The organism is Actinokineospora sp. NBRC 105648, assembly GCF_030269645.1.
Classification (GTDB): Bacteria; Actinomycetota; Actinomycetes; order Mycobacteriales; family Pseudonocardiaceae; genus Actinokineospora.
On the sequence record NZ_BSTR01000020.1, the window covers coordinates 1 to 11099 of the forward strand.

Annotated in this window: 16 protein-coding genes and 1 pseudogene; 8 read left to right on the forward strand and 9 right to left on the reverse strand. The window is 62.7% G+C overall.

The features are described from left to right. From QSK30_RS18760 to QSK30_RS36900, 3 genes are all read right to left on the reverse strand, one after another. A partial coding sequence (locus QSK30_RS18760; protein WP_285504436.1) for a hypothetical protein occupies positions 1 to 296 on the reverse strand: 296 nt, incomplete at its 3' end. Then, positions 296 to 658, reverse strand: coding sequence for a WhiB family transcriptional regulator (locus QSK30_RS18765; protein WP_285504602.1), 363 nt, complete (start codon positions 656 to 658; stop codon positions 296 to 298). The genes QSK30_RS18760 and QSK30_RS18765, both read right to left, overlap by 1 nt. Then, a complete protein-coding gene (locus QSK30_RS36900) occupies positions 658 to 870 on the reverse strand; it encodes a helix-turn-helix domain-containing protein (protein WP_352231592.1) in 213 nt (70 codons plus the stop codon). Before QSK30_RS36900 ends, QSK30_RS18765 begins: the two co-directional genes overlap by 1 nt. A gap of 467 nt (positions 871 to 1337) precedes the next feature. On the opposite strand from QSK30_RS36900, the gene QSK30_RS36905 reads away from it, so the two are divergent. The 6 genes and pseudogenes from QSK30_RS36905 (at position 1338) to QSK30_RS18780 (ending at position 4338) form a co-directional block, all read left to right on the forward strand. Next, the gene (locus QSK30_RS36905) at positions 1338 to 1838 is read left to right on the forward strand and encodes an Imm1 family immunity protein (protein WP_352231593.1); all 501 of its coding nucleotides are present in this window, start codon (positions 1338 to 1340) and stop codon (positions 1836 to 1838) included. Continuing rightward, positions 1835 to 2035 (forward strand): hypothetical protein, encoded by a 201-nt coding sequence (locus QSK30_RS18770; protein WP_285504439.1) that lies wholly within the window; start codon positions 1835 to 1837, stop codon positions 2033 to 2035. The genes QSK30_RS36905 and QSK30_RS18770 overlap by 4 nt, the downstream gene beginning before the upstream one ends. A gap of 46 nt (positions 2036 to 2081) precedes the next feature. Continuing rightward, positions 2082 to 2432, forward strand: coding sequence for a recombinase family protein (locus QSK30_RS36910; protein ID WP_352231594.1), 351 nt, complete (start codon positions 2082 to 2084; stop codon positions 2430 to 2432). Between the two features lie 362 nt (positions 2433 to 2794). Next, a pseudogene (locus QSK30_RS36915) lies at positions 2795 to 2971 on the forward strand (helix-turn-helix domain-containing protein); the annotation flags it as partial. Between the two features lie 51 nt (positions 2972 to 3022). Then, positions 3023 to 3604 carry a Scr1 family TA system antitoxin-like transcriptional regulator gene (locus QSK30_RS18775; RefSeq protein WP_285504441.1) on the forward strand — a complete coding sequence of 194 codons (582 nt, stop codon included), beginning with the start codon at positions 3023 to 3025 and terminating at the stop codon, positions 3602 to 3604. A 482-nt stretch (positions 3605 to 4086) separates the two neighbouring features. Then, on the forward strand, positions 4087 to 4338 hold the full coding sequence (locus QSK30_RS18780; protein ID WP_285504443.1) for a hypothetical protein: 252 nt from the start codon (positions 4087 to 4089) through the stop codon (positions 4336 to 4338). A 535-nt stretch (positions 4339 to 4873) separates the two neighbouring features. Here the strand turns inward: QSK30_RS18780 and QSK30_RS18785 are convergent. The 5 genes from QSK30_RS18785 to wrbA all read right to left on the reverse strand — a co-directional run bounded on the left by QSK30_RS18785 (position 4874) and on the right by wrbA (position 8465). After that, positions 4874 to 5341: a GNAT family N-acetyltransferase gene (locus QSK30_RS18785; protein ID WP_285504445.1), complete on the reverse strand. Its 468-nt coding sequence runs from the start codon at positions 5339 to 5341 to the stop codon at positions 4874 to 4876. A gap of 21 nt (positions 5342 to 5362) precedes the next feature. Continuing rightward, positions 5363 to 6760, reverse strand: a complete 1398-nt coding sequence (locus tag QSK30_RS18790; RefSeq protein ID WP_285504446.1) for a hypothetical protein — start codon at positions 6758 to 6760, stop codon at positions 5363 to 5365. A 302-nt stretch (positions 6761 to 7062) separates the two neighbouring features. After that, on the reverse strand, positions 7063 to 7317 hold the full coding sequence (locus QSK30_RS18795) for a pirin family protein (protein WP_285504448.1): 255 nt from the start codon (positions 7315 to 7317) through the stop codon (positions 7063 to 7065). Continuing rightward, entirely contained in the window at positions 7314 to 7817 is a 504-nt protein-coding gene (locus QSK30_RS18800) for a VOC family protein (RefSeq protein ID WP_285504449.1), read from the reverse strand. The genes QSK30_RS18795 and QSK30_RS18800 overlap by 4 nt, the downstream gene beginning before the upstream one ends. A gap of 27 nt (positions 7818 to 7844) precedes the next feature. After that, positions 7845 to 8465, reverse strand: a complete 621-nt coding sequence (gene wrbA, locus QSK30_RS18805) for an NAD(P)H:quinone oxidoreductase (protein ID WP_285504451.1) — start codon at positions 8463 to 8465, stop codon at positions 7845 to 7847. Positions 8466 to 8560: 95 nt separating this feature from the next. Between wrbA and QSK30_RS18810 the strand changes: the two genes are divergently transcribed. After that, a complete protein-coding gene (locus QSK30_RS18810; protein WP_285504453.1) occupies positions 8561 to 9079 on the forward strand; it encodes a MarR family winged helix-turn-helix transcriptional regulator in 519 nt (172 codons plus the stop codon). On the opposite strand, the gene QSK30_RS18815 is transcribed toward QSK30_RS18810, so the two are convergent. After that, entirely contained in the window at positions 9067 to 9849 is a 783-nt protein-coding gene (locus QSK30_RS18815; RefSeq protein WP_285504455.1) for a DeoR/GlpR family DNA-binding transcription regulator, read from the reverse strand. The two genes, QSK30_RS18810 and QSK30_RS18815, sit on opposite strands and share 13 nt — an antisense overlap. A 173-nt stretch (positions 9850 to 10022) precedes the next feature. On the opposite strand from QSK30_RS18815, the gene QSK30_RS18820 reads away from it, so the two are divergent. Beyond that, a complete protein-coding gene (locus QSK30_RS18820; protein WP_285504457.1) occupies positions 10023 to 10928 on the forward strand; it encodes an ROK family protein in 906 nt (301 codons plus the stop codon). The last annotated feature ends 171 nt before the right edge of the window (positions 10929 to 11099 follow it).

The following is an 11099-nucleotide window of genomic DNA, read 5'->3' on the forward strand; positions in this document are numbered from 1 at the left end:
TCCACTGTGGTCACCGTCAGAGCCCGGGTGAGCGCGTAGGAGACGATCAACGCCGGCAGGCCCAGCACGGCGACCACGGCCCACCCGCTCACCGAGGGCCGGGTGAGCACCAACCACTGAACGCCCAAGATCACTGCGGCGGTGAGCACCACCCGCCCGGCCAACGACACCAACCGCGCACCCGAGCGTGCCGACTCGGCCGCCCTCGCGCGGCGCGCGCTCGCACGCCACACCCACGCCGAGACCACCAGCACACCCACACCGGCCACCACCTGAACAGCGGTCAACTGCGGCATCACGCCCGACCACCACCCTCGGTGCCACGACGCGCGCGCCGCTCACACCACACCGGATGCAACGCCCGCACATCCTCAGCCGGCAGAGCACCCCACACCCCCACCGTCTGCGCACCCGAGGTACGCAGCTCGACCTCAAGACACTCCCGCCGCACCGGACACGACCCACAGATCACGGCCGCCGTCTCCCGATCGGTCATCTCCCGCCCGGACCACTCCGGCTCCACACCCGACCGGTAGAGGGACATGCACGCCCCGTCCCGAGTGACCACCTCGAACAACACCCCGTCCGGCACCAGCTCGACCCCGTCGAGACCAACCGCCAGACCCTCATAGAAACCATCGGGATTCACCGCGCCCATCACGCCTCACCCCGCACGACCAGCGCACCGGCGTCCAAAGCCAGATGCGCCACCACATGCGCCGGAACCAACACCCGACGCCCCCGCCGAACCACCGGCAACACACCCAGCCGAATAGCACGACACACACGCGAACTATCGACACCGAGAAGCCACGCAACCTCAGCGATGGACAGCAGACAACGCGAATTACTGGAAGCTTTATTCTTCATGAATATTTGATCCTGACCCTAGGCTGCGACTCACGGGCTGCGAACCGCTGCCTCAAGTAAGACCAAGACACGACGATGTCTCCATATCGACCAGGAATGCCCTCATTCCACCCCGGAATAAGCCCAGGTAAACGCCCCGCGGGGACAGATAAATATTCCCGAAAAGAATATATCCAGCACGATATTCACCCCTGGAATATTGATCTACAACCCCGACCTCGGAGGCCCTGCCGCAGCCAACCTCAGACACCTGCCACCCCCTGGCAGCCGGAGCGCGTCACACCCTGTCAACGGCACGGCAGAGCGCTGGTCACAACCTCGAACATGGCCTTGACCTGGCGTTATTCTGGATTTGAATGGAGCGCTCTTAGATCGATATAGACGGTGACCCGCTGACGCTATGACAGTGAGGTGGTCACTCCCGGCAACCCATCGGGTCCGGCTTCCAAGGCAGGTACGCCCACACGATGACCACGAACGACGCCACCGAGCTTCCAGTCCTCACAGCGCTACTGGCTTACGGCCACACCCACGACGACGTAGCCCGAGTCGCACGCGGGATGCCAGAATGCAGGCGTCTTATAGAGGAAATCCTGAGCCTTGATCACGTGCGGTCTGAAACCACGCTCTCTGTAGGAGATGTAGAGTTTCATCAGAACAAGAACGGCCCATTTCCTAACCATCAGTTTCGCGTTAGCGTGCGTCCACAAGCAGGCTGTGCCGCTTTAAATTACATGGACAACGACGATGCTGAAATGCCGGTCGCAAACTCGTACAACCCTCGAAAGTCGGTTCCCGATGTCATTCTGATTTTCAACGGGTCAACTGGATTGACATTCCCGCGAAGCGCAATCATTTCGATAACCGACGCGCGAAGGGCGTTGTTGGAGTGGCTGCAAACGCGCAAACGGCCCACTTGCATTGAGTGGCGCCCATACGATTTCGTTTTGCGACCGGACGGGCCATGATGGGCAAGAAGAAGACAGCGAAAACAGTGGCACTCACGGTTGAACTGACGACCACCGAGTTGGCTGCGCTGAGCGTGGCTACCGTGTTGGTGACGTCTGCTGCTGAGCAACCGGTGGTTAATAGCGCTGACCGGGCACTTCGTAAGATCCGCGCGGCGGCAAGACAACACCCGGACCTGCCGCCGGTTACGAAGTAGGCCCTACCCGCTACCCAACTTTGCTACCAAACTTTGGAGTCTGGTCATGCCCTTTCCATTGGTGTACGGCTACGTGCGTAGCATTGCTGACGATTCCGAATTCGTCCACGCCTGCCGCAATCGCCTGGCGGTCTGGTGTGCCCGCGAGGGATGGAACCTCGGAGCTGTCTTCACCGATGTCGGTTCCCCATTGGACGTTGAGAACCGGGTGGGGTTTCGTGGCCTGCTCGACGCAGCGGCAATGCCGGCGGCTACTGCGGTAGTGCTCTTGGACAACGGGCACCTGTCATCCCGGGCGGACGTAGCAGACGACCTGAAACGACAGCTCCGACGTACCGGCATAGCCGTACGTGTCCAGAACGCTCGGGATGAGAGTTTGGACGGGGACAACGCATGAGCAACGAACCGACTACGGGAAAGCACCGGGGAGGGCGGGGGCAACCGGTGTGGGTAGCGGAATTGGTGGCGCGTCAAGTCCAAGACTGCCAGCCTCTACGGCTCAATTGGCGACCGGACGACCTAGACAAAAGCGGGATGGTGGTGGCCGCTCACCACGACGATACGCCCACCGGGGAACTACCCCGAATCACCTCCGACATGCTGCGCAAGACGGGGACCTGAGCAGACGGGGACCTGAGCAGTTGTGACGGCAGGCCAGCCGCTGTGGGCTGACGGCTAACGCGCGACTGATCATATGCCAGATCCGCGTCATCTTCACGACTCGTAACACAATTATTGATGCTGTTGAGAAATGGACCGATGAGAGATCCAAGAGCAGTCCTTTTGGGCGCTGAACTTCGCCGTGTTCGAATCGCGAACAGTTTTTCTATCAGGCGGACTTGCGAGGTCACCCACGTCGACCCTGCGATGTTGTCACGATGGGAATGCGGAGAACGGATGCCCAGTTCCGAGCATGTCGCTCGCCTCTTGATGGGATACAGAGCCGACAAGATAACGTACAACCAAGTAATAGGGTATTCGCGGAATGTGAATGACAGGCTTTGGACGGCAAAGACCGACATTGAGCGCGAACAGCAGAATGCGGCCATGGGCGTGTTCGAGTGCGTGGCATCAGAGATATCGATCATGGCGCCGATCTCGATTCCCTGCCTACTGCGCACTTCCGACTACTCCAATGCCGCAGACGGACTAGATTTCAATAGATGGCCGCTCAAGAGTTCGGGTATGGACGCAGACACCAAATTGTTTGTCGTGCTTGGGCAGGCGGTTATTCATCAGCAAGTGGGAAACTCGGCTGTGATGATCGAACAACTACGACGACTTGTCGCATTGTCCGAGCTTCCATCCGTCGACATTCGGATCATTCCTTTTACCTCGGGTTGGTATGCAGGAATGGAAGGCGCATTTGAGCTGGTTGAGTCGAACCGGTTTGAGGCCGTGCTGATGGAGACCCGGACTTCGCTTTCATGGACTCACGACCGTGACGCTGTCGACATGGCACGAGAAGATTTCGACAACGCCAAGGCGATAGCGTTCAACGCCGCGACATCTCGCAAGATCATCACTGGAGCCGTTGCCCACCTCGAAAGGCAACAATGCAAAGGATGAACAAGGGCACTGGTTGGAGAAAGACAGACGTGAATCGAGCCCACGGCACCGACGCTGCCCTGACTCGACTATCGACGATGATCTCCGCAATGAAGCGGCACGTGGCTATGACCAACGTCCCAGACGTTCAACTTGCCACCGTAAACGCCAGCAACACAGATGCGATCAACGTCGTGCTGACTCTGCCGACGGCCGTACTGTGGAAAACCTGCCTAGACATCTTGTCTTGGCGAGCGAGTCTTATTTCCCTACGATTGTCTGTTCGCCCTTCTACAGCGAACAGCGTCGCACGGCTACGCCTTGACGGCCGATTGCCGGATGGCACAGCAGTAGTGTTGGAGAGTTATCCTCGCGAAAGCGAGATGATCGGTCTTCCCACCGAACTCACCGGTAGATCAGCCCTCGACTGGCTACTACACAACTCGCGAAGCACCCTGTCTCACTAAGTGGTATTTCAGAGAAGAATCGGGATATGTCAAGAAATGGCACTAGATGACTTCAAAGCAAAAATCAACAGCTTGACCATGGCAATGCTCCCCGAGGCGCTTGCCGTCGCGCGACGCGAAATGAGCGAAGCAGTCAACCAGCTCCGCATAGAAGCGGAATCAAGCAATGACATTGGATTCATGCAAGCAGTATCGACAGCTTATGAGGCAATCCAAAGCATCGATGTCGCGATGAGGGCCGCGGGACACGCATCTGAGGAAATCTCCGCCTACCTGAACCGAGTCTAGATCGCGGCGTTGACCTGGACAGAACAAGGCCATCCCAATGAATCAGCCCGTTCCCGCTGCGTCCGACCAGATGTTCAACCGCACCACTCAGGTCGCCGATCGCATTCGTGAACACATTGCCACTCATCCGACACTGGCCACCCCAACCTACGTCTCCATACATTCCACCGAACGGCGTGCTTGGGCAGCTCTGGTGCTGCCAGGCACGACAGGAGCCGAAGTGTGCGTCAACGTACTGGCCTGGGTCTCGACTCTGCGTGAGCCGTACGCCCGCGTCACAGCGTCCGGAGCACACGGATGCCCACAGGCAGATGTAATGACCTACCTCGACCATGAGACCATTGTCTGCATCATCGGCGACGTATGGCGTCCTTCGTCTGGCCAAACTATCAACCGCAATTTGAACGGTCTTCAGGCCATGAACTGGATTAAGCTACACGCAAAGGGGTAATTATCTCCAATAGATGTACTTGATAATCTAATTCACCCATATGCATTCTGTTGGCGAGACTCTAGCCCTCGCAACGGTGTATTCCTAAATCTCAGCGCGATAGAACAGCTTCCCCGAGGACGGAGCAAATCCGACTGCCTGATAAAACTGTTGAGCATCAGAATTGGCCACATCGGTTGTCCACTCTACACGCGTGCAACCTTGCTGCTTAGCAATATTGAACAGTTCTTGGACGAGCATTCGACCAACACCAGAGGCTCGTTTTTTACTTTGCACGAATAGCTCTTTGAGGTATAGCGAAGTGCTCGATCCTGCGGCCGGCCACAGGATCGAGAACGACGCGAATCCAAGCGTGTCGCCAGCGCTGTCCATCGCAATTATGATTCGCGGAGCTCCGGTCGTCCGATTGGCGACAATTGCCTTGGTCTGGGCCGTCCTCACATGAGTGGACTCAACCATCTCGTCACCGTAGAAATGATCTATTTCACCCAGCAGTCCCACAATGGAGTCAAGGTCATCTTCCTCGGCAAACCTGATGACAATGTCCGACACGTCTCTCCTCTGATGATCGAACTATTGATCGGTAGACTCAATTGCCTCTGTGAGGTCGACTATACCCGGGTGTGAAAGCGCGTCAACGGGTACATTCTTCAACACATCGCGTGCCCGATTCGCGATGATTCCTAATGTGCGGGTATCTTCTAGAGCGGTCACTATTTCTACCGCCAATTCGGCAGCTGAGGAAATCTCCCCATCACGGATGAGACACTCCGCTCGATCCAACTGAATCAACGCTCGATCCAAATAGTCATCGTCAGAGTACAGTTCGAGTGCCCGATCTTGGGCAGTCAGCGCCGGCATGGTCGCGCCAAGATGGGTTAAAGCATTTCCTTGGTGAAACCTCAACTGGGCTTCGTTGTAACCAAAAGCAGAGGCGATCATCAAACCAGAGTCGAGGCTTTCCAGCATAAACTCGGCACGGTTCGTTGCGCCAATGGTCTCGACTTTGCGGCCCAACATGCCATTAGCACGTGCCTCGACTGCCGCAGCGAGAATGCCGCCCACTCCTGTAGAGTTTGCATTTTGGGCACGTTGAGCCGCTTCTATCGTGCCCTGAAGATTTGCATCGTAGAAGTGGAAGTAGGCTTCCTGTGCATATGTCCATGACTGCAACTGAGTGTCATTAGTCTCAGCGGCCAGAAGTTCACTTGTTTTTACCCAGTCACGCGAACCTGCCATGTCTTTCAGTTTGAGCAGAGTCAGGCTCATTAGGCCCGCGACTTGTGCAATTACTCGGGTGAGGCGTCGTCGACGTTCTGCGGTGCCAGAATGCAAAAGCAGGACGCGCATCTCTTTGATACTTGCCATGAGATCGCCCAGCAACACTGCTGGCGGGCGGTATCTTGTGGCTTGACCAAGCCGTAGGACATGAGATTCCCACTCGTCTATGCTGGCGTCTCCCATGTATCCAACCGCAAGCGTGCTAGTCAGGTCACTCCGCAGACGAGCCGCAGTCAGGACAAGCGGTTCCGCATCTTCTTCCACGCGTCTAATTGGCTTGGCCTCAACCTGACGCAGAGAGAATGTGCGCTCACGCGAATCTATTCGACTCTGGCCAGGAAGGTCAAACCACAGAAGATTTTGCGGCAGGTGTAGGACCTGTGCATAGTTTCGAAGCAAGTCGAGATTTTGCTCTGCCTTGCCATTCTCCAGTTTGCTTACTTGGGCCTGAACGAGATTCAACCAACGGCCTAGCAGCTCTTGACTCAGAGCCTTACCAAATATTCTCAGGTGGTGTGGGTGGTGGCGGTAAGCCTTGAAAACCCTGCCAATGTGCTCACTTTCAAAGGCTGCTCGGAACTCATCTGTCTCGAAGAAGTCGGAACCGAATCGTGTAGGTGTAAGAAGCTGGTCACGCCGCTCACGGTGACATCTTCCGCAGAGGTTCGCCGTGTTGTCGGCAGCTAGCACCGCCCGACAACCCGAGCACAGCCGGCCGCCATCGCCACGTGACGTACGCCGATGCGGACCGGAAGAGCTCAACTAGACCCCCACCAGGTTTGGGCTGTCCATGCCTCTGACCAGCATACATCGTTACGTTCGCCCAGCGCAGTCGTGCCATCGCTCACGACGATTGGTCATGCGGCTGTCTTGTCCGCGCAACGGCGCAAGACCCGCTATCGCCACGCGGCGGACGTGGTCGTGGCCGACCACGCAAACCCGGCCCTGGTCCTACGAGCCATCTGCCGACATCAGGTGCGAGTATCCGCAGGTCAGGGCATGCGTGCGCACAAGGGTACTTGGTTGGGTAACATGTCCATGTCGCGGTGCGGGTGCGTCTCGAAGCCCGCGCCGGGGGTGACGATGTCGTCGTTGTTGACCAGCAGCAGGCCGAAGTTCGTGTTCGCCGGGTCCTGGTGGTGCCCGAAGGAGAACGAGTGCTTCGAGTCCAGCCAGCCGATGTCGGTGGCGAACCGGTCGGCCGAGCGCCGGACGTCCACTGTGGACTTCATGGCCCTGGTGTTCATACGACCACCTCTCCGTACATCTCGCCCAGGGGGTCGGCGATGAGCTCGATCCGGGCTCCGTCGGGGTCTGCGAAGTAGAGCGATGTGCCGCTCTCGGCGACGTAGTCGACGCCGGCGGCGTCGAGCCGGGCGCGGGCGGCCGACCACTGCGCGGGCTCCATCGAGACCGCGAGGTGGTGCAGGCCGCCCAGCACCTCGGCGTACGGGCCGAGGTCGAGGCCGGGCAGGTCGAAGAACGCGATGGCGTTGCCGTTGCCCACGTCGAAGAAGAAGTGGGTCGAGCCGGGGTAGTCGCGGTTCTCGAACAGCTCGGTGAGCGGGAAGCCCAGCACGTCCTGGTAGAACTCGACCGTCCGGCGCACGTCGCCGGAGACCAGCGCGGTGTGGTGGATGCCGCGGGCCGCGCTGGCGGGTCGCTCGGCCTTGTCCCGCAACAACTCCGTGCGCAGGACGGCGCGCTCGGCGGTCAGCCGGGCGACCTGGTCCTCGGAGAGTGCCATGGTTCCTCCCTCGTCCTCGGCTCGGGGCTAGCTGTTCTCGGTGCCGCGCTTGAGGCGCGCCGCCACCTGCACCGCGCGGCGGGCCTGGAAGGCGATCGCGGCCAGCTCGGTCTCCCCCGGCGGCGTGGCGCCGTTGTTGGAGATGTGGCTGGTGCCGTAGGGGTTGCCGGCCTGGAACTGGATCGGGTCGGCGTAGCCGGGGGCGACGATGATCGCGCCCCAGTGGTAGAAGGTGTTGTTGATCGCCAGGATCGTGCTCTCCTGACCACCGTGCGCGGTGCCGGTGGAGGTGAATGACGAGCCGACCTTGTCGACCAGCTTGCCCTGGCCCCACAGCGGCCCCGCCTGGTCGATGAACTGCTTGACCTGCGCGGCGGGCAGGCCGAACCGGGTCGGACTGCCGATCAGGATCACGTCCGCCCACTCCAGGTCGTCGATCGAGGCCTCGGGCACGTCCTGGGTCTCGGCGTGGTGCGCCGCCCAGCCCTCGTTGGACCGGATGGCCTCCGCGGGCGCGAGCTCGCGGGTCTTGACCAGGCGGACCTCGGCACCCTCCTGCGCGGCGGCTTCCGCCGCGGCCTTGGCCAGCGCGTGCACACTGCCCGTTGCCGAGTAGTAGACGACTGCCACCTTGACCTGCTCGGTCACCACTGCCTCCAAGTAGTTAATAACTTAACTACCGCGACCATAACCCCAACTAGTTGCCATGTCAACAAGTGGTGCGGGGTGCCTAGACTGGTCCGGTGACTCCGGTGACGCCCTGGCTGGACCCCGAGCAGCAGCGGTCCTGGCGCGCCCTGGTCGAGGGCGCGGGCCAGCTGCTGGCGCGGGTCGACCGGCACCTGCGCGACACCCACGGGCTCACGCTGGCCGAGTACGAGATCCTGGTGCGACTGTCCGAGGGGCACGCGCACATGTCCGAACTGGCCACCCAGGTGAGCCATTCCCGGGCGCGGCTCAGCCAAACCGTCGACCGGCTGGTGCGCGCGGGGCTGGTCGAGCGCTCACCCTGCCCCGAGGACCGCCGCGGCGTGCACGCCACGCTCACCGAGCGGGGGGCCGGGACGCTGGCCGCGGCCGCGCGCGACCACGTGCTGGAGGTGCGCAGGTTGGTCGTCGATGTGCTCTCGGCCGACGAGCTGACCGCCGTGGGCACGGCGATGGCCAAGGTGGCCGCCGCGACCGACCAGCCCGAACCGGGCGACCACACGGAGCCGTCCGAGCAGGCTGACGGGCCCGGGCCGACCGATCAGACGGTGTGAACCTCGACGCCCTCGGCCCGGAACGCCGCGACCGACTCGGCGGGGGCGGCCGCGTCGGTGATCAGCAGCTGCATGCCCGAGACCGGGCAGATCTGGGCGAAGGCGTGCCTGCCCAGCTTGGAGCTGTCGGCGATCACCACCACCTTGCGGGCCCGCTCGGCCATCAGCCGGTTGATGCTGGCCTCGCCCTCGTGGTGGGCGTAGGCGCCGTGCACCGGGTCGACCGCGTCGACGCCGAGGAAGACCACGTCCAGGGTGATCTCGTCCAGGATCCGGGTGGCCAGCGGGCCGCTGAGCTCGAAGGACTGCGGCCGGGCCACTCCCCCGGTGACCACGATCTTGACGTGCGGGCGCACGGCCAGCTCGTTGGCGATGTTGAGCGCGTTGGTGACCACGGTGAGCGCGGGCTCGTCGGACTGGCTCAGGTCGGGCCGGATGGCCAGCGCGCGGGCGATCTCAGTGGTGGTCGTGCCGCCGTTGAGCCCGACGACCGTGCCGCGGGCGACCAGGCTCGCCGCGGCCTTGCCGATCCGCTCCTTCTCCGAGGCGTTGCGCGCGGTCTTGTAGCGCAGCGGCAGGTCGTAGGCGACGTTGTTGGCCACCGCGCCGCCGCGGGTGCGGGTGAGCAGCTGCTGCTCGGCCAGGTGGTCGAGGTCCCGGCGGATCGTGGCGGCCGAGACGTCGAGCTCCTCGGCCAGGTCGTCCACGTCGACCTTGCCCCGCTGCCCGAGCATGTCCAGCAGCGTGCTCAGCCGCTCGTACCGGTCCACGGTCCACACCTCCCACGTCGCCCGCCGCGATCAAGCGCGGCGGTGCAAGGTATCGCCCCGTGGGGCCACATTCAACGACCGAAACGCTTGGCATCGGCTGACCGATCACGCAGTATTCGTGACGCGTGCGAGCAGTTTCAAGCGCGCCCGGAGCCCAGGGGAAGGTACAACGCATGGCAGCGGACCAGCACGTGGTCGCCGTGGACGTCGGTGGGACCTCGATCAAGGCAGCGCTGGTCGACCGCGACCTGCGCGCCGTCGAGGTGCTGCGCGAGCCCACCAGGCGGATCGGCGGGGTCGCGGACGTCGGGCAGATCGGCGAGCTGGTGAATCGCCTGTCCGAGGGTCACACGGTCGTGGGGGCCGGGGTGGCGGTGCCCGGCATCGTCGACGACGACCTCGGCCTGGTCCGGGCGGCGGTGAACCTGGGCTGGGTGGACGTCGCGCTGCGCGACCAGGTCAGCGCGGCGACCGGCGTGCCGCTGCTGGTGCGCCACGACGTGCGCACCGGTGGCCTGGCCGAGTTCACCGTGGGCGCGGGCAAGGGGGCGGCGGACGCGCTGTTCATGCCGGTCGGCACCGGCATCGCGGCGGCGGTCCAGGTGGACGGCCGGATGCTCGGCGCGGCCGGGTACGCCGGTGAGATCGGACACGTGGTCGTCGACCCGGGCGGCGCGGTCTGCGGGTGCGGGATGCGCGGCTGCCTGGAGACCTTGGCGGCGGCGCCCGCGTTCGCGCGCCGGTACAAGGAGCGCACCGGCCACGCGATCACCGACGCGGCGGGGGTCGCGGGTCTGCTCGACACGGACCCGGACGCGCAGGCGGTGTGGACGGACGCGGTGAACGCCCTGGCGACCGCCCTGCTCTCGGCGGTGACCCTGTTCGGTCCGTCGGTGATCGTCCTGGGCGGCGGGGTCGCCGAGGCGGGCGAGGCCCTGGTGGGCCCGGTCCGGATCGAGCTGCTGAGCAGGTTGAAGTTCCAGCGCAGGCCGGAGGTCGTGCGCGCGGCCCTGGGACAGGACGCCGGTCGGGTGGGCGCGGCGCTGCTGGGCTGGCAGGCCGCGAACGTGGAGGTCTGAGCCGCCGACCGCGCCGCCACCGGGCGGCGCGGTCGATCGGCGGTCACCGAGATCCGACCGGTAGGCCGGGCCGGCCCCGGACCAGCGCGGAACCGGCCCTGGTGGACCGGCGACGTCGCCGGCGGTGCCGCCGGTCCACTGCGGACCAAGGCCACACCCGGGCCGGACGTG

What these genes read in the sequence shown, in the direction of transcription:
- QSK30_RS18820 (WP_285504457.1), top strand. Translation starts at nt 10,023, where the DNA reads ATGGCAGCGGACCAGCACGTGGTCGCCGTGGACGTCGGTGGGACCTCG.
- QSK30_RS18795 (WP_285504448.1), bottom strand. Translation starts at nt 7,317, where the DNA reads ATGAACACCAGGGCCATGAAGTCCACAGTGGACGTCCGGCGCTCGGCC.
- QSK30_RS18780 (WP_285504443.1), top strand. Translation starts at nt 4,087, where the DNA reads ATGGCACTAGATGACTTCAAAGCAAAAATCAACAGCTTGACCATGGCA.
- QSK30_RS18765 (WP_285504602.1), bottom strand. Translation starts at nt 658, where the DNA reads ATGGGCGCGGTGAATCCCGATGGTTTCTATGAGGGTCTGGCGGTTGGT.
- QSK30_RS18800 (WP_285504449.1), bottom strand. Translation starts at nt 7,817, where the DNA reads ATGGCACTCTCCGAGGACCAGGTCGCCCGGCTGACCGCCGAGCGCGCC.
- QSK30_RS36910 (WP_352231594.1), top strand. Translation starts at nt 2,082, where the DNA reads ATGCCCTTTCCATTGGTGTACGGCTACGTGCGTAGCATTGCTGACGAT.
- QSK30_RS36900 (WP_352231592.1), bottom strand. Translation starts at nt 870, where the DNA reads ATGAAGAATAAAGCTTCCAGTAATTCGCGTTGTCTGCTGTCCATCGCT.
- QSK30_RS36905 (WP_352231593.1), top strand. Translation starts at nt 1,338, where the DNA reads ATGACCACGAACGACGCCACCGAGCTTCCAGTCCTCACAGCGCTACTG.
- QSK30_RS18770 (WP_285504439.1), top strand. Translation starts at nt 1,835, where the DNA reads ATGATGGGCAAGAAGAAGACAGCGAAAACAGTGGCACTCACGGTTGAA.